Consider the following 22,559-nt stretch of genomic DNA (forward strand, 5'->3'; position numbering starts at 1 on the left):
TCCTCACCACGCGACTGTTGCGCCGTCAAAGGCTTTGAAGCTTCCTGTCTCCGATAGCTCGATATCATCGAGTACCTTCATCAATCCGATTGCGCTCTCAAATGTCGGAACCTCGGCATGGATACCTCCCATATCGGTTTTGATCCAACCCGGATGGAGGGAAATTACCGTGATTCCGCTTGCCTTTAGATCATGCGCCAGCTTGCACGTCACCATGTTTAATGCTGCTTTTGAACATCGATAGGCATAGTCGCCGTCATCATCGTCGATTGTTCCTTCGACCATCGATCCTGAGCGGCTACTGATGTTTGCAACCACCTTCCTTTTCCCCGACCGGAGAGAAGGAAGCAGCGCTCTTGTCACCAGCAAGGCGCTCAAGGCATTGGCCCGCATCACCTCGAGAAACTCTTCATCATCGAGCGTATCCAGCCCGCCATCATCGCCGCGAATGGCCGCGTTATTGATGACAAAATCGACGGCAACTCCTTCGAAAACGTGGTCGAGACTTTCAATGGAACTGCTATCTGTGACGTCCAACTCGAAATAGTCGACACCTTCCAGTCTGTCGCTGAGATTGGTGTTCCGCACACCGGCCAGAACATGCGCACCTCTTGCAGCATACCGGGCAGCCAGCTCGCGCCCGAGACCACGAGAGGCTCCGGTAATCAGAACTCTTTCCTGTTCACTTCCGAATTGCGCTTGCTCTCCAGTCATTCAGTCATTTCCAGACTGGGTCTTTGAAAGGCGAGCCATTGATCCGTAGAGCTCACCGCTGAACTTTATCGTTCGTTTCTGTGTCTCGAAATCTACATGCGTGATGCCGAATGGGGTCGTGTACCCGTATGCCCACTCGAAGTTGTCGGTCAGCGTCCAGGCAAAATACCCTTTTACCGGCACGCCCTCAGACGCTGCTTTGACGACATAATCAAGATGATCGACGTAATACTTCGCTCTTAAATCATCCCAGACACGTCCATCTTCCGAAACGGTTTCGGGCTTTGTCGCTACCCCATTTTCCGTGATGAAAATTTCCTTTGGACCATAGTTCTCATGAACGTAACCCAGAATGTCATAGATGCATCGCGGCCAGATTTCGTATTCGACCTCTGAATAGATACCCTCAGGCTGAACCCTGGCGAAGTTCAGCGGTGCCCACTCGTCGCCTTCTTCAATGACCGAACGCCGGTAGATATTCACGCCGAGATAATCGATCGGAGCTGCGATGATCTTGTTGTCTTCCTGTTTGATTTCAGGCAGCAGATCGGCGAACAACTCGAGCATGTCTTGCGGGTATTCGCCTTTGAACACCGCATCCAGAAACCATCGGTTTTGCGCGCCCTCGAAATGGCTGGCGGCCCTTTTGTCAGCCGGAGAATCCGAAGCAGGTTCGACAACGTTCAGATCAAACACAATACCGACAGAAGCATCAGGGACCGTTTCACGGATACGGGGAACCGCCAGACCGTGAGCCAGCAGAGCATGATGGGCGGCTGTTGCGCCCCCCTTTGCACCGTCCTTGAAACCCGGGGCGTCTTCACCACTGGCATGACCTGACCAACAAAAGGTCCAGGGTTCATTGAGCGTGGTCCAGGACTTCACCCGATCACCAAACGCTGCTGCGGCAACCTCTGCATAGTCAGCAAAATGTTGTGCTGTCTCACGATTGTACCACCCGCCCCTGTCCTGGAGTGCTTGCGGCAAATCCCAATGATAAAGCGTTGCAAAGGGTGTTATTCCCGCTTCCAGCAGCCCGTCGATCAACCGGTCGTAAAAGGCAATGCCTTTCTGGTTTATCGAACCATGTCCTTCAGGCAACAGGCGGGTCCAGGCAATCGAAAACCGATAGGCATCCAGTCCCATGTCCCGCATCAGGGCGATGTCTTCCTGCCACAAATGGTAGTGGTCACAGGCAACGTCACCGGTGGTCTTGTCAATGATTGCACCTGGCTGGCGACAAAACCTGTCCCAGATGCTTTCTCCCTTGCCATCCTCGTTATGAGCGCCTTCGAACTGATAGGCTGAGGTTGCAGCACCAAATACGAAGCCTTTCGGAAAGACAATCGACTCCGCGCGGGCGCGCAATTGCGCTCTCTCTCTATCGATGCTTGATGTCATATTTTCTTTCAATCGTGTTGATGAGGCTCGCCGCTGCAAGCGTCAGGAAAATGTAGAAGATGGCCGCCGAGTTGTAGGGAGCGAAAGGCAGGAAGCTCGCTGCCTGAAACTCACGCATGCGCTGGGTGATGTCACGTATCGACAGGATGGACAGCAATGAAGTGTCCTTGAGGATCGCAATCAGTTCGTTGCCGAGCGGCGGGATGATGATCCGGAAGGCCTGAGGCAAAATGACAAGGCGCGCCGTCTGCCAGCGATTGAGACCAATGCTGTAGGCCGCCTCTATCTGGCCTTGCGGGATAGCGTTGATACCCGAGCGGAAGATCTCGGCGAGATAGGCCGAATAAGCCAGTCCCATCGCGAAAATGCCGCGCACCAGATTTGGTGGATCGAGCACGCCCTGTGTCGCGTCCTTGAGTGCGCCGCTGAGCGGCAGTCCCACATAGAGGACGATCACCAGCATCGGTATCCCTCTTATCGTGTCGACGATGAATTCCGATCCGATGGCCAATGGATGCCGTTTGTGCAAGAAGCCACCAAAAGTCAGCAGTCCAAGGACAATGCTCAGGACAACAAGTGTTACGCCGACCGACCGGTCCCGATCGTTGAGCGCCTCAGTGCTCCAGATTGTCGGCCATCCTTCCGGGACGTCGGCTTGCGGGATCATCGCCGCGCTTACGCCTGGCCCCTTTTCGATCGCGGCAAGTGCGAGATCGGCATCCCGGTAGGTGCGAAGCGAAACCTCCCTTTCGGGTGACCCGGGAAACTCGCCGTATCTGACGGCTCCAATCACGGAAGATGGAGTGCCTGCGATGACTGCGACACGACCGTCGAGCGTACCTGTTAGAACATAGGTGTCTTTGGGCTGTGTCAGAAACCATGCGGATACCGCAATCAACAGAACGGTCGCGGCTGAAAAGATCGCCGTTGTCCGTCTTGTGTAATGAAGTTGCAGAAGCCCTACCCAGACCAGCCCCAATATGGCAGCCAGCATATAGGCGATAATCGCAGCGCGGATCGTTGTCGCAACGCCCGCTGCAAATGCGATATGGGCATAAAAGAACAGAAACGAGAAACCGAACCCGTTGATCAGCAACAGGAGCCAGAAACCGCTCTTCCTAAGCCGGACGTTTTGTAAAACAAACCGGCCCGGCAACATCAGGCCTAACCCTATGACTGTTGCGACGAGATAGATGCCGTTAAGGGTCCTTTCGACATTACCAACCATCTCTTCTGCGGCTTCGGTCAATTGTCTCGGTGTAACGCCCCGCACGACAAGGTCCGAGGTGAAGGGATCGACACCGTTCGCCACCACCGAAGCTGCAAAGGGATGAACGATATCGCCGAGCAGGATCACGACCGCAGTCCCGAAATTCACGATCGCGGAAACGATCGCCAACTGAGGCCACCTGGCGGTGTCGCGGGAAAAAATCAGCACAGCCAATCCACTGACGAACGCAAGTGTGAGCAAAAGAAAGCCGGGCACAAAAGCACCCGAACCGTCTTCGATCCCCACAATGGCTCTCAAGGACCGCTGGTAATTTGCCGATGAGGCGAAAAGATAGATGATGAAAGGTAATGCGGCGAGAATGATAAGGTTGCTCGGCCGCACCCGTTTCAGGAATGACATTCATGCCTCCGGCATGTCTGGTTTCGACAGGGGCACTCATGCTTCTCCGGCGCGACAAAACCTGTCTGCAGCGCCGGAAATGCAAGTCTAACGATCAGTTGATGCCGAAATACTTGTCGACCAATTGATCCAGAGATCCGTCTTCCTTGATGGCTGCGAGCCCTTCATTGAAAGCGTCGACCGTCGGATCCCCCTTGCGGAACACCAGACCGAGCGGATCGGATTCCAGCTCCTGAATGCCAACTACCAGCTCACCGGCAAATTCTCTTTCATAGGCAGCGGAGTTGGCGCCGTTGATCACCACGCCATCAACATCCTTGTTTCTGAGTGCAATGACAGAGGCACTGAATGTATCATAGGCAATGACATTGTCTTTGCCGACGGCGTCCGCGGCGACCATTGCATCTGTCGTGTTTGCTTGCGCCGACAGCTTTTTGCCCTGTGCCTTGAAGTCGTCGATCGTCAATCCCTGATCCTCGACCCGCATCAGGACAGCCTGCCCAGTCACGATGTAGGGATTGGTGAAGTCCATCGATTTCTTGCGTTCGTCGGTGATCGACACGCCGGATGCAACCAGATCAAACTCTCCCTGTTGCAACGCTGCGAAGATACCATCCCATCCGGTGGTGACGAACTCCGCTGTGCAATTGATCTTGGCGCAAATTGCGTTCACCACATCCACATCGAAACCCACGATCTTTCCGGTTGCCGGATCGACACTTTCCATTGGCGGGCTTGTCGTGTCTGAACCGACTTTCAAATGAGCACCTCCAAGATCCGCGGCAACTGCTGCACCGGACACAAGAACAGTCACTGCGACAGCTGTGAGAAAACGCTTCATGTTATTCCTCCTCTGCAAGTTGGGTTTGCCCCAGTTGTTTTTCAGACCTGCTTCTTCCCGAGATCATCCGATTGACGTGCAATCAGTTTTGGTCTGAAAACCTGCTTCAGCGCGCCCGGCTCCTCTCCGGCCATTCGCTTCAGCAGAAATTGTCCGAGGGTGCGGCCAAGCACCTCGATCGGTTGATAAAATGTCGTTATTGGCGGTGTGAAATAGGCGCTGACGTTGATGTCGTCGTACGCGATGACATCAACGTCAGATCCAATTGACATGCCCGCATCTCGCAAACCGGACAAAACGCCGAGAGTGGTCGATTCGTTGACGCAAACAAAAGCCGTTGGCGGATCATTTCGTTCGATGAGGTCCAGGGCGCTTTCCCGACCGAACCGAGTGGACAAATCTCCCCCGACAATCAGATCGATGGAAGCGGACAGGCCTGCTTCTTCAAAGGCGCGCACGAAGCCGTCTACACGATCCGCTGCATAACAAAGCTCGGATCTTGGATTGATAAGCGCAATCCTGCGATGCCCGCCGGAGATCAGCCTTTGAGTGGCCGCATGAGAAGCCCATTCGTTATCGACGTCCACATGAGCGTAATCCAGCTCCCTTCTGCAGCGCCCGAGAGACACAAAGGGAAACCCGGCATCCACGAGAAAGTTGATCCTCGGATCGTCCTGAAGAATTCCGGAAAAAATCAGTCCGTCGGCCAACCCTAGATCAACAACTCTGCGTGCGGCTTCCAGGCCGTCTTCCGCATCCCGGATCGTTAAAACGGACATCCGGTATTCACTGCCTTCAAGCGACTGACTAAGACCACTCAGGATCTGGGTATATTCGACACCGTCCCATTCGTAGTCGGATACCGCTGTAACAGGCATCAAAACAGCGGCCTGGTAAGTCTTGCCCGTACGCAGCGCCATGCCCCTGGCATTGGCCTGGTACCCCACTTCCTCAGCGATCTTCAAAATTGCTTCCTTGGTGGCCGGAGCCACAACAGGAGATCCGCGCAAGGCCTTGGAAATGGTCCCGATGGAATAGCCACTAAGATCCGCCAGCGTCTTGATCGTTGGCGGAGAGCGGCGGCTGTTTCGTGATCGGTCAGACATAAAATCCCCCGGTTGACCCGAACTCGTTTAGATCGTTAACACCTAATAAAAACGTTTTCAAACAAAATAAAAACGTTTTTATTGACATTTTCGACTGCATCCAAACTCATGTGCGTTTATTGAATGGGTTGAGACTGGGGGAACGCAGGCCACTTCCCGGATGGCAGAAACCCCAACTGCTCCTGTTCTCGATGACACGTCTACCGATTGGCACCGGATCAAATTCCTTGGACATTCAGGAATATCCGGCTCTAACTTTCCCGGAACACAGGCAATGGTCGGGCGGCCATCTCTTCGATGACAAACGGTTTCAGTCAGACTTGCTGAAGCAGCGCAAAAAAAGGAGTTTAGATGACCAAGGCCGAGCGCAAGGATCTCAGTCTGAAGGGACTGGAACTGTTTCAAACCGTAGCGAGAAAGGGATCCTTGCTGGAGGCTGCCGAAGAAACAGGGTTATCGACCAGCACCATTTCCCACCACCTGCGTTCGCTTGAAACAAGTTTGGGCATCGAGCTCTTCAACCACAAACGCCGCCCAATGCTGTTGACGCCAAAAGGCCAGGCATTTCTCAGAAACATCGACAGTGCCCTTCATTCAATAAGAAAGGCCACTGCTGAAGCCGTGGCGGGTGAGGCCTCTGAGGCGAGCTATCTCAGGCTTGGTACGATCGAGGATCTGGACAGCGACATCATTCCGGACCTTGCTGTGCATCTGTCCACCAAAATGCCGCATTGCGACTTCCTCTACATGACGGATTTCAGCCACGCAGTGCTTGAACTGCTTCACAACCGGCAACTCGATCTGGGTATCACAACCACGCCTACCAACCGTTCGCATGACCTGGTTGACCGGCCGTTCCTGCGTGATCCTTTTGTTATGGTCATGCCTGGGGCTACCGAACGGAAAGTGTCTGATGTCTTGGCAGGCAAAGCAGACCTTCCCTTTCTTCGTTTCTCCAAGAACCTGATGGTTGCCAGACAAATTGAGTCGCAACTCAACAGGCTGGGTCTTGCGCTGCCCAACCGTTTCGAATGCGGGAACAATCAGACACTCATGGCAATGGTTGCTGCCGGTGCCGGGTGGACGATCACAACGCCACTCATGTTTTCACGGGCAAAGCGTTTTCAAAGTCAGATCAAGCTGATCAGGTTCCCGGGCAAAAGCTTTTCCCGAACCCTATCCGTTGTTACCACGCCTGATTGTGCTCAATCGGTCTTTGGCCTTATCGACAGCAAATTGCGTGAATTGGTCTCGCGGCACGCTATCTCGCCGCTTCACCGATCCGCCCCCTGGTTGAAGGACAGTTTTGAACTGATTTCCTAATTTCGAAAATTTCGCAACCGAATTCCGATTTTTTCAAACAAACATCCCTTTTGATTGCCAACACGGTATCAGTTCGAATTCATCAAGGGCATCTTGAAACAGAGGCCAAGTTCATGAAGTCGCGAACCAAAGTTGTTGTTATCGGTGGCGGGATTGCTGGCTGTTCAACGCTCTATCACCTCACCCGTGAAGGCTGGACCGATGTGGTTCTGATTGAGCGAAACGAGCTTACCAGCGGAACGACCTGGCATTCGGCGGCACAGGTTACCAACTTTGGCGTCAACCAAACCATGGTTGGCCTCAAGTCCCACTCGATCAAGCTTTACAAGGAACTCGCAGACGATCCGGACTACCCGATCAACTATCACCACGCTGACGGCGGCATGCGTCTTGCCAACACCGAAGAACAGATGAAGGGTTACCGGCATTTCGCCTCCATGGCACGTGGAATGGACGTGCATTTTGAAGTCATCGACGCCGAGGAATGCGCGCGCCGTCATCCCTTGATTTCCACCGACAACCTGATCGGCGGTTTATGGGATCCTCTGGATGGAGACATCGATCCCGCACAATTGTGCCAGGCCCTCGCACGCCGTGCCCGGAAAGCTGGTGCCGTAATTTATCGCAACACCCCGGTCGTCGGGTTGCGTCAACGCACAGACGGCACCTGGTCGGTGGAGACCGAGAATGGAACCATCGACTGTGACATCATCGTCAACGCTGGGGGTTACAGGGTCAACGAAATCGGCGCCATGATGGGTGTGCACCACCCGGTCGCATCGATGGAACATCAATACTTTCTGACTGAGGAAATCCCGCTGATCCGGCAAGCAGATTACCGAATGCCTCTGATCCGCTGCCCGATCAGCGACTATTACTGCCGTCAGGAAAAGAACGGTTTGCTTGTCGGATTTTACGAGCAGGAGTGCAAGCCATGGGGGATGGACGGCATTTCCCCACACTTCGTCAACGCCCTTTGTCCGGACGACCTCGATCGTGTCACGGATGTCCTGGAAGGTGCATTTGCCCGAATGCCTTCATTGATGGAGGTTGGAATTCATTCGATTGTGAATGGTCCGATTACCTACACGATCGACGGTGCGCCGCTCGTCGGCCCCATACCAGGAATTCGAAACGCATTTTGCATAATTGGGTTGCGGGCGGGACTCGGCGAAGGCGGCGGACTGGGTTGGCTGCTCGCACAACAGATCGTTCACGGGGAAGCCTGCTACGATACCTGGTGCATCGACCCCCGTCGCTTCACCGGCCATGCCAATGTTGAACTGACTTCGTTGAAGGCCATGGAGGACTACCAAAACGAATTCCGCTTTCACTTCCCTCATGAACACCGCCCCGCCGGTCGACCTGCAAAAACGACACCGCTTACACCCGTTCTGGCCGCCGAAGGAGCAGAATTCACTGTCGTCAACGGTTGGGAGCGCGCGGACTATTTCAAACCGACCCCGGAGTTCAATCCGAGCTTGACCTTCGATTTTGATGAAGCCTTTGAAGTGGTCGCGGGCGAGATCCGAAACATTCAGGAAAATGCCGGTCTGTGTGAGGTGAACGGTTTCAACCGCCTGGAGATCACGGGAACGGACCGCCATATGTTTCTGGATAGAATGATCTGCGGAAACGTCACAAGACGGGTCGGCCGCGTCGGACTAGGTTATCTGCTGAACCATCACGGCATGATCAAAACGGAAGCAACGATCGCAAACCTGCCGGCAAGTGACCACGGCCCGGAACGCATTTGGTATGGCTCAGCGGCTGCGAGCGAGTACCACGATATGGACTGGCTTCAGCACCACCTCCGCTCCGGAGAAGACGTTCAGATCCGCTCTCTCACCAATGATCAGACGATCCTTGTGCTCGCCGGCCCCAAGGCCCGCGAGGTTCTTGGTGCCTGCGCTCGTGGAAACTGGTCACCAGAAGTTTTTCCCTGGCTATCCGTGCGCGAAACATTCATTGGTTTCGCTCCGGCTACAGTGATGAGTGTCAGCTATTGCGGGGAACTCGCGTACGAGATCCACGTTCCCAACGCGTCGCTTTACGCTGCCTATCTGGCGTTGCGTGAGGCTGGTAAGGCACACGACCTTTCAATGTTTGGGGCACGGGCTGTGGAATCCATGCGTATGGAAAAAGGTTTCCTTCATTGGAAAGCGGACCTCATCACCGAGTTCGACCCGTATGAGACCTCGTTGGACCGATTTGTGAAACTCGATAAGGGAGATTTTGTTGGCAAAGCCGCCCTTCTAAAACGCAAAGAGAATGGGGCGCGCAGAAAACTGGTCACCCTGCTTGTCGACAGCTCAGACACACCCGCTCACAAGGGAAGCTCCCTGATGGACGGAGATCGGGTCATTGGAACAGTCACCTCCGGAGAGTGGGGACACAGGGTCGGAAAAAACCTTGCCTATGCATTTGTTGATCCGACCTTCGCGGAGAACGGAACATTGCTGCAACTGGATCTTTGCGGAAATTCGGTAAGTACCAAAGTCATTCCATTCTCACCCTACGATCCGACCTTTACGCTCGTTCGTGGCTAGATCAAAACACCGGAAGAAGAATGCGTTTGCGCTTTGCCATATGGCTGTTTTGAGCCTCCCGAAAAATCGCACTTTCGTCTGTTTCAAACTTCGATCTACTTTGGCACCCCGCCATAAAATCCGTTCGGCAAGCTTTCCTCGACAAATCGCGCTGATTTAAGTCGGCGTTTATCTGTACGTATTATTTCTGATTTAAGAATTTGGCGTTCTAATGAACGCAATAGATCTCACAGAAATGGTATTATGAGCGGACGCCCTCCACTATTAGATCGTATTGGCAATCGGCTTACACGACATTTTCCTGCGAAACGTGTCAAAATTGCCGAAAACAAAAGCGTGGTCACCTTCACATTCGATGATGTGCCTGCATCCGCGCAAACAGATGGTGCGCGCATTCTCTCCTCTCACGGTGTCAAAGGTACATTTTACATCGCCGGAGGCCTGGTCGGCACATCCGATGAAGAGCAGACTTTCATTTCGAAGGATGGACAACGCAGTCTTGTGTCAGATGGCCACGAAATCGGTTGCCATACATACACTCACACCAATGTGCGCACGCTGAACACTCGGTCACTCAGGTCTGAGATTGCACGCAATGACGGTCACCAGCTTGAAGTCCAGCCAGGACTTGAAACCGAGAACTTCGCTTATCCTTACACCAACGCGTCTCCCCGTGCCCGCCGGGAATTGCTTAAACGTTACAAGACCTGTCGGGGTGGGCAGCTTGGAATAAACAGAGGTCTCATAGATCCCGGGTATTTGCATACCGTTGAGATTAGACCCGACTATTCCGAAGAATGGTTACTGAGCTGGATCGACGATGTTCGAAAGCAGCCGGGGTGGCTTATCTTCTTCACACATGACGTTGCTGATACCCCAACCCAATACGGCTGTTACACACATGTTCTGGAAAATCTTGTCAAACACGCCCTGGAGCTGGGATTGGATGTGCTCCCGGTCAGGGATGCACTCCAAAAGCTGAACCTTTCCGAACAGATCGATAGCAGATTTACGCGCTGAATAAGCCGGATTGCGCAACCTTGGGGTTGAACGATCCTCCTGCAAGCACCACCCAGACACAGCAAGATTCTTATTAGGGAAGCACGGGAAAGAATGGCCATAGCCGAGCAAACAAGCGAGACGGGTTTTCAGGTCAAGTCGCATTCCTCATTGCCCGCAAACTGGCCGAGCGGAAACGACGAGACTGATGTTCTGTGTCATATCTTCCAGACCCGGGAGTTCGTTCAGTCCTGGGAAGAAAGTTATGGCAAAACCGGCAAACATAAGGCCATCTACGTTGAAGTGCTCGGAGACGATGGCAGCTTATGGCTTCAGATCCCGTTTTGCATTGAGACCCGCGGCAGATTGCGTGTATTGACATTTCTTGATCAGGGGCACGCTGACTATAATTGCCCGATTTTTCACCCGAACGCACCAGCCTGGACGAATGACGGCGCAGCCGAGTTGTGGCTGAAAATCATAGAAACCCTTCCTGACTTCGACATTGCTCATCTGGAAAAAGTCGCACCTGGCTACAAGGAATTCGAAAACCCGCTTTTCCTGATTTCAGATGACGACTCTGCTGAATTCTGTCACGGCAACGACCTGACAAAATCCTGGCAGGAGATCGAAGCCACTCAGTTCAATCTGAAAACGCTGAAACGATACGGACGACGCCTGCAGGAACTTGGCGAAACGCGTCTGGAAATCGCAAGGACACAGCCAGAAGCCCAGGAGATGCTCGAGCGTCTCATCGTTCAGAAGCAACGCCGGTTTGAAGAAACCCTCGTCCCGACTTTCAAGGAAAACCCGACTGCTTTGGTGTTCCTCGATCATGCCACTCGGAATTTCGGCAAGTCCGGAAATCTCTTTCTGGTGTCACTGTTTGTCGGAGACACCCAGGCTGCTTCAACCTGGTCGTTAAGCCACCGCGGCTGCCTCTACTCTCTCATTATGGGCTTTGAAGACGGCGTCTATAGGAAGTACTCGAGTGGCAGAATACTAAATCTCAAGCTTTTGCAGTGGCTTAAAGACAATGGGTATGAGTACCTTGATCACGGCTTTGGTGACGAAGACTACAAGGTCAAGAGTTGCGATACGACCGTCCGATTGAAGGAAGCGCTTATTCCGATCACGAATTCCGGAAGGCTGTTCTTGTTAAAGAAAAACGGAATGGCACGGCTCCGGTCCACCGGGATCTGGCAAAAATTCCGTCCTTACAAATGGAAGGTCATAAACAAGTTGCGCGAAATCTCCGACAGAAGCGCAAACTGACTCAATCGCCGAACCCACCCGAACGCGACCTCAATTTCTTGATTTGCCCGCGTTGTTTCTTGGCATCGAGGCGCCGACGCTTGGAACCAAGCGTCGGTTTTGTTGCCTTGCGCGGCTTCGGTTTTTCGGTCGCCTTGCGCAAAAGCCCCAACAACCGCTCCAGAGCGTCTTCTCGATTGCGCTCCCGGGTTCTGAACCTATCCGCCTGAAAGATTATGTGTCCGTGCTGCGTGAGACGACTGCCGGCCAGTTTGGCAGCTCTTGCCTTGACTTCCTGAGGAAGCGTCTCATTGCCGGTCAGGTTAAAACGCAACTGGACCGCCGTCGAAACCTTGTTGACGTTCTGGCCGCCAGGACCGGACGCTCTGATAAAATCCTCGGAAAGATCGTCCTTGAGAATAAACAGTTTCCCGATCACCTGTATCCGTGATGAAGCCGGATAGTTTTCAAGCGAATCTTCGGGCATTCGCTCACTCACCTTCCGGTGGCCAGCTCAATCCGACGCCATTCAGAATAAGCGCCGTCACTGACGTTTCAGTTTCCTGCAGGAATTCCGGATCGCTCAAGTCGCGCCCGGTCAAGGCTCTGATCTGAACCGAAAAGTCCGCGTAATGCTGCGTCGTGGCCCAGATCGTGAAGATCAAATGGACTGGATCCACCCGGCGCATTTTTCCCGCCTCTATCCAGTTTTCGATCACGAGGCTCTTCTCCGCAACAAGTCGCTTCAGGTCGGTCTGAAGAATGGGCAAGATTTGCGGCGCACCCTGCATGACTTCGTTGGCAAACAGGCGGGAGGCTTCCGGAAAATTGGCGGACATCTCCATCTTCTGACAGATATAGGCGGCCAGCTCCTGTGCAGGATCTCCATCCTGGTTCAAGGTTTTCAAAGGTGCGAGCCAGACTTCGAGAATATGTGCCAGTGTCGCGTTGTAGATCGCCTCTTTCGAAGAGAAATAATAGAGCAGGTTGGATTTGGACATGCCCGCTTCCGCTGCGATCCGTTCTACCGTTGCCCCTGAAAAACCTTTTCTTGAAAATTCACTCAATGCTGCGTCCAGGATGAGGTTGCGATTTTTTTCCTGGATTCGGCTCAACCCGCCCGGCTTTGAATTTTCTTGTGTTTGCCCAGTCAAACTCGTCATCAAATAAATCCGCTCCCGGCCGCTATGACCGGCCTTCCCTGTGCGTCGTCAACGCGCCGTATCCCTCCGATTCCGGCCAACATCGACCGATCTCAGCACATCCTCCGATTGAATGACCAGAAATTAGTCTTATCGGATAGATTTGCATCTTGACCATTTGGTCAAATCACTCCTAGGGTAAATTGACCAGATGGTCAGAAGGCTAGTCGATCAGGTTCAGCCCTGCAATGGGGATAGCTTGAAGCGTCTGCCTGATGTGACCATCATAAACAGAACCGGACAAACCGGACCCGGCCAAAAGGCCACCAGAGATATACGGCACGATTGGAAGAGGCAAAACAGTCCACCAGTCACGCCCGGAACAGCGTGGGGAGAGGACCAAAGCTGACGGCACTGCCTGAATTGGCAGAATTGTGGCCGTGCGTTCCTTTCCTCCACTAACCAGCAGTCGACTCGCTTGTTCGGAGTCGCAAGGAGGACGTATGTCAGCACCTAACCAGGCTGCCACAAACAATCTCGAAGCATTCTGGATGCCGTTCACGGCGAACCGTCAATTCAAGCAGACGCCGCGCATGTTCGTCTCGGCCAAGGACATGCATTACACCACCGCCGACGGCCGTCAGGTGCTGGACGGAACCGCAGGCCTGTGGTGTTGCAACGCAGGTCACTCCCGCCCGAAAGTCGTTGAAGCCGTTCAGAATCAGATTGCTGAACTGGATTATGCTCCGGCGTTTCAGATGGGGCATCCCAAGGCGTTTGAGCTCGCGGCGCGCCTTGCTGCAATGATGCCCTCCCCGCTGGACCATGTCTTCTTCACAAACTCCGGTTCCGAAAGCGTCGACACGGCCCTCAAGATCGCACTGGCCTATCAACGTGCGATTGGCCAGGGAACACGAACTCGCCTGATCGGCCGGGAACGTGGCTATCACGGTGTCGGTTTCGGTGGCATTTCCGTTGGCGGAATTGTCGCCAACCGCAAGACATTCGGCACGCTCCTGACGGGCGTCGACCATATGCGCCACACGCATGACCCGGAACGGAACGCTTTTTCCCGTGGCATTCCGGAAAGCGGCGCTGAATACGCTGAAGATCTGATCCGCATAATCCAACTTCACGACCCGTCCACCATTGCTGCGGTGATCGTCGAACCGGTAGCGGGCTCTACAGGTGTTCTCATTCCGCCGAAGGGGTATCTGGAGCGACTTCGCGAGATCTGCACGCAAAACGGAATTTTGCTGATTTTCGATGAAGTCATCACAGGTTTCGGTCGGTTGGGTTCTCCCTTCGCAACCGACTTCTTTGGTGTGACACCTGATCTGGTTACAACAGCAAAGGGCCTGACATCCGGCGTGATCCCGATGGGTGCGGTCTTCTGCAGCTCCGACATCTACAACACCTTCATGACCGGGCCGGAACACATGATCGAGTTGTTCCACGGCTACACCTACTCGGCGCACCCGGTCGCGTGTGCGGCAGCCCTGGCAACGCTTGACACCTATGAGGATGAAGGCCTGCTGACCCGGGCGTCGGATCTTGCCCAGCACTGGGAAGACGGCCTGCATTCGCTCAAGGATTGTCCGAATGTGATCGACATCCGAAATCTCGGCCTGATCGGGGCTATTGAACTGGAGCCGATCGCTGGAGAACCGACCAAACGTGCTTTCTCGGCGTTCTTGAAGGCCTATGATGACGGACTTCTGATCCGGACAACCGGTGACATTATCGCCCTTTCTCCGCCTCTCATCATAACGAAGGAACAGATTGATGAGTTGTTCGGAAAACTCCGGGCGGTTTTGATGACCATCGATTGATATTGCACACGGCGGTGGCCCATGGCTGCCGCCGAATTTGCATTTCCCGGGGGATTGGCAAGCGATGACAAGACAACAGGCAAGTGCCAGCCAGCTTATCGACGACGAGAAAGTCAGAGTGACGAGATTCGATTTTGCACCGGGCGCCGAGACCGGCTGGCATCGTCATGAGATGGACTACGTGATTACGACCTTGACCGATTGCCAGATGCTTCTTGAGGAGCCGAATGGCGAGACCCGTGAGGTGTTGATACCGGCCGGGACCGTCTATCGTCGTGACCAAGGCGTGGAACACAATGTGATCAACGGCGGAGACAAGCCCATGTCCTTCGTCGAAACCGAATTGAAGTAGGAGGGTTAGCGTATGGCAGCTCCGGGCGAAAATCTTAGGATCAACGCGGACCGTCTCTGGGAAAGCCTGATGGAAATGGCCAAGATCGGCCCGGGCGTTGCCGGCGGCAACAACCGTCAGACGGTAACCGACGAAGACGCGGAAGGCCGCAAACTGTTCCAGAAGTGGTGTGAAGAAGCTGGCATGACCATGGCCGTCGATACGATGGGCAACATGTTCATGATCAGGCCCGGCACCGACCCTGACGCCCTGCCCGTTTATGTCGGCTCTCACCTCGACACACAGCCGACGGGTGGCAAGTATGATGGCGTTCTCGGAGTCCTTGGAGGTCTTGAGGTCATCCGCACGATGAACGACCTTGGTATCAAGACCAAACATCCGATCGTGGTGACGAACTGGACGAACGAAGAAGGCACTCGATTTGCGCCCGCAATGCTGGCGTCAGGCGTTTTTGCCGGCATGCACACCCAGGATTGGGCATATGACCGGGAAGACGCCGAAGGCAAGAAATTCGGTGACGAACTGAAACGCATTGGCTGGGTGGGTGACGAGGAAGTCGGCGCCCGCAAGGACAAAATGCATGCCATGTTCGAGCTGCACATCGAACAGGGACCAATCCTGGAAGCTGAAGACAAGGATATCGGTGTTGTCACTCACGGCCAGGGCCTTTCCTGGACGCAGGTGACCGTCACAGGCAAGGACAGCCACACAGGCTCAACACCGATGCCCATGCGCAAGAACGCCGGTCTCGCCATGGCGCGCATTCTGGAACTGGTGGATGAAATCGCCTGGTCGCATGCCCCACACGCGGTCGGCGCCGCAGGTCATATCGACGTTTATCCGAATTCTCGCAACGTAATCCCTGGCAAAGCTGTTTTCACCGTCGATTTCCGCTCGCCCGACCTTGCCGTCATCAAGGATATGGAAGACCGCCTGAAGATCGGCGGAAAAAAGATCTGCGACGACATGGGACTTGAAGTGGAATTCGAGAAGGTTGGCGGCTTCGATCCGGTCGAATTCGACAAGACGTGCGTCGAAGCGGTCCGGAATGCCGCCGAACGCCTGGGCTACACGCACCAGAACATCATTTCCGGCGCTGGGCACGACGCCTGCTGGATCAACCGTGTTGCCCCGACTGCGATGATCATGTGCCCTTGTGTCGACGGTCTGTCGCACAACGAGGCTGAAGAAATTTCCAAGGACTGGGCAAAAGCCGGAGCGGATGTTCTTTTCCACGCGGTCGTCGAAACAGCGGAAATCGTGGAGTAACGAACGGTCTCTGTTCTCGGGATCTATCCGCAGGGAACAGACTTCGGAGTTTACGCCGACCCGGCACCTAACCGGGTTCGGTGACAAAAGAAGGGGAACAACTATGGCCAGCAAGGTGATCAAGGGAGGTACGGTCGTAACCGCCGACCTTTCCTACGACGCAGACGTGAAGATCGAAGACGGCAAGATTGTCGAAATCGGCCCGAACCTTTCCGGTGACGAAACGCTCGACGCGACCGGTTGCTACATCATGCCAGGCGGAATCGACCCGCATACGCACCTGGAAATGCCTTTCATGGGCACGTTCTCATCCGACAACTTCGACAGTGGTACACGTGCGGCCCTGGCAGGTGGAACCACAATGGTCGTCGACTTTGCCCTGCCCTCGCCTGGCCAGTCGCTGCTCGAGGCGCTGCAGATGTGGGACAACAAGTCCTCGATGGCGCATTGCGACTACTCCTTCCACATGGCGATTACCTGGTGGGGTGAACAGGTCTTCAATGACATGCAGACAGTGGTGCAGGAAAAAGGCATCAACACCTTCAAGCACTTCATGGCCTATAAAGGGGCACTGATGGTGAATGACGACGAAATGTTCGCGTCATTCCAAAGGTGTGCCGAGCTGGGCGCGCTGCCGCTGGTTCACGCGGAGAACGGTGACGTCGTCGCAACCCTGCAGCAGAAACTGCTAGCAGAAGGCAACAACGGGCCGGAAGCCCATGCCTATTCACGCCCACCGGAGGTCGAAGGCGAAGCCACCAACCGGGCCATCATGATCGCCGACATGGCCGGTGTACCGATCTATATCGTGCACACCTCGTCTGAACAGGCTCATGAAGCCATCCGCCGGGCCCGTCAGAACGGCATTCGCGCCTATGGCGAACCGTTGATCCAGCACCTGACTCTCGATGACAGCGAGTACCATCACCAGGACTGGGATCATGCGGCCCGCCGGGTGATGTCACCGCCATTCCGAGACAAGAAACACCAGGATTCTCTGTGGCACGGGCTCGCATCCGGGTCCCTGCAAGTGGTTGCAACCGATCACTGCGCATTCACTACCGAGCAGAAGCGTACAGGTATCAACGACTTCACTCAGATCCCGAACGGGACTGGCGGTCTTGAAGACCGGATGCCGATGCTCTGGACCTATGGTGTCAACACGGGCCGGCTGACGCCGAACGAGTTTGTCGCCATAACTTCAACCAACATTGCAAAGATTCTGAATATCTACCCGAAAAAAGGTGCAGTTTTAGTTGGCGCTGACGCTGATCTTGTCGTCTGGGACCCGGAAAAGGAAAAAACCATTTCCGCCTCGAACCAGCAGTCCGCAATCGACTACAACGTCTTCGAAGGCAAGAAGATAAAGGGCCTTCCGCGTTACACCCTCACCCGTGGCCGGGTCGCGGTGGAAGACGGTACAGTCAACCACAAGCAGGGTCATGGCGAGTTCGTGAAACGCGAACCTTATCACGCAGTCAACAAGGCTCTTTCCACCTGGAAGGAATTGACGGCGCCGAGAAAGGTGGAGCGGACCGGCATTCCGGCCAGCGGCGTCTAAGGCCAACGGAGTTCCCCTCCGTCTTCGGAGCGTGGAACTCCCGGCACAAAATCAATCGGCAGAGGTCTTTGCGGACAAAAGACCTCTCCCGTGACTGTTTCCGGCACTGTTTTACGGCAGCCGACTCGTGTAGCGAGGAACTTCATGACTGCTCTTGCCAGCGCAAAGGACACCGAAATGGTGGAAAACACAATTGGCGCCAGCCAGAACCGCGTGATCGATATTGAGAACCTCTCCCTGACCTTCGAAACCAACGACGGTCCGGTACATGCTCTCTCAGACATCGATCTGAAAATCGAGGAAGGCGACTTCGTTTCCTTCATCGGTCCTTCGGGCTGCGGCAAGACAACTTTGCTTCGTGTCATCGCTGATCTGGAAAAGCCAACGGCCGGCGCGATCACCGTCAATGGAGTTTCACCGGAAGAGGCAAGACTGAAGCGCGCTTATGGCTATGTGTTCCAGGCGGCAGCTCTCTACCCCTGGCGCTCCATTGCCAAGAACATTGCGCTTCCTCTTGAAATCATGGGTCTGTCGGGTGCGGAACAACAGCAACGCATCGCCAAGAACCTCGAGCTGGTGAACCTTGCCGGTTTTGAAAAGAAATATCCGTGGCAGCTTTCAGGCGGCATGCAGCAACGCGCCTCGATCGCGCGCGCCCTCGCCGTTGAACCCGACCTGCTCTTGATGGACGAACCGTTCGGCGCTTTGGACGAAATCGTGCGCGACCACTTGAACGAGCAACTTCTGCAGCTTTGGGCAAAGACCAACAAGACAGTCGTCTTCGTGACACACTCGATACCTGAAGCCGTTTTCCTCTCCACCAAGATCGTAGTCCTTTGCCCGCGTCCGGGCCGCATCTACGACGTCATCGAAAGCGATCTCCCGCGCGACAGAAATCTTGATATCCGGGAAACGCCGGAGTTCCTCAAGATCGCCCACCGGGTGCGCGACGGCCTGAGGGCGGGGCATTCCTATGAGGACTGATAAAAGAGGAGCCTACGAACGCGTTTCGCCCTGGATGAAGAGGTGCCGCGAAGGTGAAAGTGATATTTTTCTGAAACTTCCAAAGAATGAGAGCTTTCTCTACGGGGTCATTTTTGCTGCCTCGATCAGTCTAACTGCTTTGGTGTACACAGGTAATCTCGAATTCGCCGGGGGATCAAGGGCCAACATGGTCATGATCTTTTCGCCGTTAGTGGCCCTATTTGCTCTAATTAAGTTCCTGTGGAGCAAGTACGGCGAAACTGAGCTATGGCTCGGGACCAATCTCAAAAAGACACAAAGATGTTGGCCTGCGTACAAGTCCACGGAGACATGGAATTGGTTAGATATCCAGACCGTTTGGATAGACAAATTAGATGCGCATAAGGTTGACCAAACAAACAACTCAAGCAGAAAACTACTTTTTTCTTGCAATCGCAAGATCCAAAAGCTGATTGGAAATCTGAGTTTCGAAGAAGCAGAAATACTCCACGCATCAATCAACTCTCGTCTTGTCAGGGAGACGTCCACATGACTGACGCAACCCTTTCAAACAACCGCAGCCTAAGTCCCTTTGCCGGCCTCATGTCCGGAACGATTGGGCCGGTTATTGTCGTCGTCCTTGCGATCATCAGTCTCTGGTACATCGCTGCGGTTCTTCTGAATGCGCCATTTCAACAGGAGCTCTATGAGCGGGCGAACCGGACCGAAGTGCCGGTGACATTGTTCATAACTGACACGCTCGCGCAGGAACGTCCCGTCTTGCCAGCACCTCATCAGGTGATCATCGAGATCTGGAATACGACGATTGAAAAGAAGATCACGTCCAAACGGTCACTGATCTATCACACAGGCATTACGCTTTCGTCCACTCTGCTCGGCTTCCTGATCGGAACGACGCTCGGCATTCTCCTGGCTATCGGCATCGTCCATTCGCGGGTTCTCGACAAATCGCTGATGCCCTGGGTTATCTCGTCCCAGACGATCCCCATTCTGGCGATTGCACCAATGATCATCGTGGTCCTCAACGCAATCGGAGTCTCCGGGTTGTTGCCGAAGGCGATGATCTCGACCTATCTGTCGTTCTTTCCCGTAACGGTCGGCATGGTGAAGGGCCTCAGGTCACCTGAAGTCATTCATATGGATCTCATGCACACCTATTCGGCAACACGGATACAGGCCTTCTGGAAACTCCGTCTTCCATACGCGGTTCCATATCTCTTCACGTCCATGAAAATCGGCATGGCGGCGTCCCTGGTGGGAGCAATCGTCGGCGAGTTACCAACGGGCGCGGTTGCCGGACTGGGGGCCCGCCTTCTCGCAGGCTCCTATTACGGTCAGACCGTGCAGATCTGGTCCGCGCTTCTCATGGCAGCATTTCTCGCCGGTTCTCTCGTGGCCCTGATCGGCGTACTGGAAAAAATCACGCTGAAGCGCATGGGGATGGCACGATGACAACCACACCCGTTTCCAAACGTCGTCTGGACATGCCGGCCATGCTTGCCTGGTTTGTCGTCGCAATGGTCGTTGTCGGCCTGTTCAGCCCGATATTCAAACCGGATCTCGGCGTGATGGACGTTCCGCGGCTTTCGATCTGTCTTGTCATTCTAGCGATTGCAGGCGTTCGTTACGAGCTCGGCTTCATGCGCAACTGGATCGGCGACCTCATTCTGGGGCTGGTGACTGCGGTTGCCGCCTGGCTTCTGGTCAGCACCGTTTCGAACCATGTCGGTCAGGCCACGCTCGGCTTCTGGGCACTGGTCGTGGCCACCTGGGCCGCGTCCTGGCTCTTCGTGGAACGGCTGGCAATCTGGAAGAGCAAGTCCTTGCTTGCGATGCGGATCATCAACCTGGTTATTCCGGCACTCTTCGGTGTAACGGTCCTCGTTCTGTGGCAGATCGTCGTGACCGGTGCGGGCGTACCCAAGGTATTGCTGCCGGCGCCGTCGGAGATCTGGATCCGCCTTACTACGTCCGTTCCCACCCTATGGGCTGATTTCCAGCAAACGTTTCTGAAAGCGGTTCTCGCCGGTTACGTCATTGGATGCGGTTCGGCATTCCTAACTGCAATCCTGGTCGACAGGATACCCTTCCTGCGCAGGGGATTGCTGCCTATTGGCAATCTTGTCTCCGCCCTTCCAATCATCGGCGTGGCTCCGATCATGGTCATGTGGTTCGGTTTCGACTGGCCCTCCAAGGCTGCTGTCGTCATCATCATGACCTTCTTTCCTATGCTGGTGAACACGGTTTCAGGTCTTGCAGCTTCCGATACCATGCAGCGGGACCTGATGAGGACATACGCTTCCAGCTACTGGCAGACGCTTTTCAAACTGCGCTTGCCGATGGCAATGCCCTTCATTTTCAACGCCTTGAAAATCAACTCCACCCTTGCGTTGATTGGCGCCATCGTGGCGGAGTTCTTCGGCACTCCGATTGTCGGAATGGGGTTCAGGATCTCCACCGAAGTCGGCCGAATGAACGTGGACATGGTCTGGGCGGAGATTGCGGTCGCGGCCCTGGCAGGTTCCCTGTTCTACGGTGCTGTGGCATTGCTGGAACGTGCGGTCACCTTCTGGCATCCTTCTGTCAGAGGATAACCACAGGGCGCAATTACCGCCTTGTGACCGGCACATGATCATGCAATTTAGAGGCATCCCAATGGGGTGCCTCTTTCACTTTTGACAGGACGTTCCATGAAGCCCAGTCGCGAAATCTCCCGCCTCATCGAAATCATGGCCGCTTTGAGAACGCCGGTTACCGGTTGCCCCTGGGATCTGGAACAGAACTTCGAGACGATCGCCCCATACACGCTGGAGGAAGCCTACGAAGTTGCTGATGCTATAGCCCAGAACGATCTGGTCAATCTTCGCGAAGAACTTGGAGATCTCCTTCTGCAGGTCGTCTATCACGCGCGCATGGCTGAAGAAGAAGAGGCCTTCGACTTTGGTGACATCGTTGAAGGCATCACCAAAAAAATGATCCGTCGCCACCCTCATGTCTTTGGAGATGAGAACGGTGAGAAGGCGGAGCACGTCAAAGGCATCTGGGAACGGATCAAGGCAGAAGAAAAGGCGGAAAAAAAGGCCGAGAGAGATGCTCTCGGCATTTCGGAACGCCAAAAGGGCTATCTTGACGAGGTTCCATTCGCCTTCCCTGCTCTTCAGGAAGCCGACAAACTGCAACGCCGTGCATCAAAGGTCGGTTTCGACTGGAATGACGCGCGTCTTGTTCTGGCAAAGATCCGGGAAGAGACACATGAACTTGATGAAGAGCTTTCCAGGACCTCTCCAGACAAGAACCGTATCACCGATGAACTGGGCGACACACTCTTTGCCCTTGCCAATCTGGCGCGCCATCTCGACATCGATCCGGAAGAAGCCTTGCGCCGGACAAATCGCAAATTCCGTCGTCGGTTTTCAGCTATCGAGGAACATGCAGAGCGGATGGATACCACTCTGGAGGCAATGAACCTCGATGAAATGGAAAACGCATGGCAGGCCGCCAAATCTACCAAGGGTTGAATATAAGGTTGACCATGTAAAACTATGTATTCTTATACCTTTTCATTATTTGCAATAAGCTATCATTTCCATCACCATTGAAGG

19 protein-coding genes are annotated in these 22,559 nt (G+C 54.4%); 12 read left to right on the top strand and 7 right to left on the bottom strand.

What is annotated here, in order from left to right; translation table 11 throughout:
- Nucleotides 1-3: 3 nt before the first annotated feature.
- The 5 genes from ABLO27_RS05585 to ABLO27_RS05605 form a co-directional block, all read right to left on the bottom strand.
- On the bottom strand, nucleotides 4-714 hold the full coding sequence (locus ABLO27_RS05585; RefSeq protein WP_353031130.1) for an SDR family oxidoreductase: 711 nt from the start codon (nucleotides 712-714) through the stop codon (nucleotides 4-6).
- Nucleotides 715-2,115, bottom strand: coding sequence for a GH1 family beta-glucosidase (locus ABLO27_RS05590; RefSeq protein WP_353031132.1), 1,401 nt, complete (start codon nucleotides 2,113-2,115; stop codon nucleotides 715-717).
- On the bottom strand, nucleotides 2,096-3,745 hold the full coding sequence (locus ABLO27_RS05595) for an amino acid ABC transporter permease (protein WP_353031134.1): 1,650 nt from the start codon (nucleotides 3,743-3,745) through the stop codon (nucleotides 2,096-2,098). Before ABLO27_RS05595 ends, ABLO27_RS05590 begins: the two co-directional genes overlap by 20 nt.
- A 94-nt stretch (nucleotides 3,746-3,839) precedes the next feature.
- Nucleotides 3,840-4,586 carry a transporter substrate-binding domain-containing protein gene (locus ABLO27_RS05600; protein ID WP_353031136.1) on the bottom strand — a complete coding sequence of 249 codons (747 nt, stop codon included), beginning with the start codon at nucleotides 4,584-4,586 and terminating at the stop codon, nucleotides 3,840-3,842.
- A gap of 41 nt (nucleotides 4,587-4,627) precedes the next feature.
- Complete coding sequence (locus ABLO27_RS05605; RefSeq protein ID WP_353031138.1) at nucleotides 4,628-5,692, bottom strand: LacI family transcriptional regulator; 1,065 nt, start codon at nucleotides 5,690-5,692, stop codon at nucleotides 4,628-4,630.
- A 351-nt stretch (nucleotides 5,693-6,043) separates the two neighbouring features.
- On the opposite strand from ABLO27_RS05605, the gene ABLO27_RS05610 reads away from it, so the two are divergent.
- The 4 genes from ABLO27_RS05610 (at nucleotide 6,044) to ABLO27_RS05625 (ending at nucleotide 11,838) form a co-directional block, all read left to right on the top strand.
- Complete coding sequence (locus ABLO27_RS05610) at nucleotides 6,044-7,015, top strand: LysR family transcriptional regulator (protein ID WP_353031140.1); 972 nt, start codon at nucleotides 6,044-6,046, stop codon at nucleotides 7,013-7,015.
- 113 nt (nucleotides 7,016-7,128) lie between these two features.
- Nucleotides 7,129-9,564, top strand: coding sequence for a GcvT family protein (locus tag ABLO27_RS05615; RefSeq protein ID WP_353031142.1), 2,436 nt, complete (start codon nucleotides 7,129-7,131; stop codon nucleotides 9,562-9,564).
- A 336-nt stretch (nucleotides 9,565-9,900) separates the two neighbouring features.
- Nucleotides 9,901-10,584: a polysaccharide deacetylase family protein gene (locus tag ABLO27_RS05620; RefSeq protein ID WP_353031144.1), complete on the top strand. Its 684-nt coding sequence runs from the start codon at nucleotides 9,901-9,903 to the stop codon at nucleotides 10,582-10,584.
- Nucleotides 10,585-10,677: 93 nt separating this feature from the next.
- Nucleotides 10,678-11,838: a GNAT family N-acetyltransferase gene (locus ABLO27_RS05625; RefSeq protein WP_353031146.1), complete on the top strand. Its 1,161-nt coding sequence runs from the start codon at nucleotides 10,678-10,680 to the stop codon at nucleotides 11,836-11,838.
- 1 nt (nucleotide 11,839) lies between these two features.
- On the opposite strand, the gene arfB is transcribed toward ABLO27_RS05625, so the two are convergent.
- Nucleotides 11,840-12,304, bottom strand: a complete 465-nt coding sequence (gene arfB, locus ABLO27_RS05630; protein ID WP_353031147.1) for an alternative ribosome rescue aminoacyl-tRNA hydrolase ArfB — start codon at nucleotides 12,302-12,304, stop codon at nucleotides 11,840-11,842.
- Nucleotides 12,305-12,308: 4 nt separating this feature from the next.
- Nucleotides 12,309-12,980, bottom strand: a complete 672-nt coding sequence (locus ABLO27_RS05635) for a TetR family transcriptional regulator C-terminal domain-containing protein (protein ID WP_353031149.1) — start codon at nucleotides 12,978-12,980, stop codon at nucleotides 12,309-12,311.
- Nucleotides 12,981-13,462: 482 nt separating this feature from the next.
- Between ABLO27_RS05635 and ABLO27_RS05640 the strand changes: the two genes are divergently transcribed.
- The 8 genes from ABLO27_RS05640 (at nucleotide 13,463) to mazG (ending at nucleotide 22,475) form a co-directional block, all read left to right on the top strand.
- Nucleotides 13,463-14,791, top strand: a complete 1,329-nt coding sequence (locus ABLO27_RS05640; RefSeq protein ID WP_353031150.1) for an aspartate aminotransferase family protein — start codon at nucleotides 13,463-13,465, stop codon at nucleotides 14,789-14,791.
- A gap of 64 nt (nucleotides 14,792-14,855) precedes the next feature.
- A complete protein-coding gene (locus tag ABLO27_RS05645; RefSeq protein WP_353031152.1) occupies nucleotides 14,856-15,143 on the top strand; it encodes a cupin domain-containing protein in 288 nt (95 codons plus the stop codon).
- A gap of 12 nt (nucleotides 15,144-15,155) precedes the next feature.
- Nucleotides 15,156-16,412 (top strand): Zn-dependent hydrolase, encoded by a 1,257-nt coding sequence (locus tag ABLO27_RS05650; protein WP_353031154.1) that lies wholly within the window; start codon nucleotides 15,156-15,158, stop codon nucleotides 16,410-16,412.
- Nucleotides 16,413-16,515: 103 nt separating this feature from the next.
- Complete coding sequence (gene hydA, locus ABLO27_RS05655; protein ID WP_353031156.1) at nucleotides 16,516-17,973, top strand: dihydropyrimidinase; 1,458 nt, start codon at nucleotides 16,516-16,518, stop codon at nucleotides 17,971-17,973.
- 177 nt (nucleotides 17,974-18,150) lie between these two features.
- Nucleotides 18,151-18,957 carry an ABC transporter ATP-binding protein gene (locus ABLO27_RS05660; protein ID WP_353031722.1) on the top strand — a complete coding sequence of 269 codons (807 nt, stop codon included), beginning with the start codon at nucleotides 18,151-18,153 and terminating at the stop codon, nucleotides 18,955-18,957.
- A 528-nt stretch (nucleotides 18,958-19,485) separates the two neighbouring features.
- The gene (locus ABLO27_RS05665) at nucleotides 19,486-20,409 is read left to right on the top strand and encodes an ABC transporter permease (protein ID WP_417714742.1); all 924 of its coding nucleotides are present in this window, start codon (nucleotides 19,486-19,488) and stop codon (nucleotides 20,407-20,409) included.
- Nucleotides 20,406-21,551, top strand: a complete 1,146-nt coding sequence (locus ABLO27_RS05670) for an ABC transporter permease (RefSeq protein ID WP_353031158.1) — start codon at nucleotides 20,406-20,408, stop codon at nucleotides 21,549-21,551. The genes ABLO27_RS05665 and ABLO27_RS05670 overlap by 4 nt, the downstream gene beginning before the upstream one ends.
- Before the next feature lie 96 nt (nucleotides 21,552-21,647).
- Nucleotides 21,648-22,475: a nucleoside triphosphate pyrophosphohydrolase gene (gene mazG / locus ABLO27_RS05675; protein ID WP_353031160.1), complete on the top strand. Its 828-nt coding sequence runs from the start codon at nucleotides 21,648-21,650 to the stop codon at nucleotides 22,473-22,475.
- Nucleotides 22,476-22,559 lie beyond the last annotated feature (84 nt).

The sequence above is a fragment of the Roseibium sp. SCP15 genome (assembly GCF_040329435.1).
Taxonomy (GTDB): Bacteria; Pseudomonadota; Alphaproteobacteria; order Rhizobiales; family Stappiaceae; genus Roseibium.

Excerpts from the sequence above, each read along its gene's own strand:
- ABLO27_RS05615 (WP_353031142.1), top strand. The coding sequence starts at position 7,129 with ATGAAGTCGCGAACCAAAGTTGTTGTTATCGGTGGCGGGATTGCTGGC.
- arfB (WP_353031147.1), bottom strand. The coding sequence starts at position 12,304 with ATGCCCGAAGATTCGCTTGAAAACTATCCGGCTTCATCACGGATACAG.
- ABLO27_RS05600 (WP_353031136.1), bottom strand. The coding sequence starts at position 4,586 with ATGAAGCGTTTTCTCACAGCTGTCGCAGTGACTGTTCTTGTGTCCGGT.
- ABLO27_RS05640 (WP_353031150.1), top strand. The coding sequence starts at position 13,463 with ATGTCAGCACCTAACCAGGCTGCCACAAACAATCTCGAAGCATTCTGG.
- hydA (WP_353031156.1), top strand. The coding sequence starts at position 16,516 with ATGGCCAGCAAGGTGATCAAGGGAGGTACGGTCGTAACCGCCGACCTT.
- ABLO27_RS05665 (WP_417714742.1), top strand. The coding sequence starts at position 19,486 with ATGACTGACGCAACCCTTTCAAACAACCGCAGCCTAAGTCCCTTTGCC.
- ABLO27_RS05670 (WP_353031158.1), top strand. The coding sequence starts at position 20,406 with ATGACAACCACACCCGTTTCCAAACGTCGTCTGGACATGCCGGCCATG.
- ABLO27_RS05660 (WP_353031722.1), top strand. The coding sequence starts at position 18,151 with ATGGTGGAAAACACAATTGGCGCCAGCCAGAACCGCGTGATCGATATT.
- ABLO27_RS05645 (WP_353031152.1), top strand. The coding sequence starts at position 14,856 with ATGACAAGACAACAGGCAAGTGCCAGCCAGCTTATCGACGACGAGAAA.
- ABLO27_RS05650 (WP_353031154.1), top strand. The coding sequence starts at position 15,156 with ATGGCAGCTCCGGGCGAAAATCTTAGGATCAACGCGGACCGTCTCTGG.
- ABLO27_RS05585 (WP_353031130.1), bottom strand. The coding sequence starts at position 714 with ATGACTGGAGAGCAAGCGCAATTCGGAAGTGAACAGGAAAGAGTTCTG.
- ABLO27_RS05590 (WP_353031132.1), bottom strand. The coding sequence starts at position 2,115 with ATGACATCAAGCATCGATAGAGAGAGAGCGCAATTGCGCGCCCGCGCG.
- ABLO27_RS05625 (WP_353031146.1), top strand. The coding sequence starts at position 10,678 with ATGGCCATAGCCGAGCAAACAAGCGAGACGGGTTTTCAGGTCAAGTCG.
- ABLO27_RS05595 (WP_353031134.1), bottom strand. The coding sequence starts at position 3,745 with ATGTCATTCCTGAAACGGGTGCGGCCGAGCAACCTTATCATTCTCGCC.
- ABLO27_RS05605 (WP_353031138.1), bottom strand. The coding sequence starts at position 5,692 with ATGTCTGACCGATCACGAAACAGCCGCCGCTCTCCGCCAACGATCAAG.
- ABLO27_RS05610 (WP_353031140.1), top strand. The coding sequence starts at position 6,044 with ATGACCAAGGCCGAGCGCAAGGATCTCAGTCTGAAGGGACTGGAACTG.
- ABLO27_RS05635 (WP_353031149.1), bottom strand. The coding sequence starts at position 12,980 with ATGACGAGTTTGACTGGGCAAACACAAGAAAATTCAAAGCCGGGCGGG.
- mazG (WP_353031160.1), top strand. The coding sequence starts at position 21,648 with ATGAAGCCCAGTCGCGAAATCTCCCGCCTCATCGAAATCATGGCCGCT.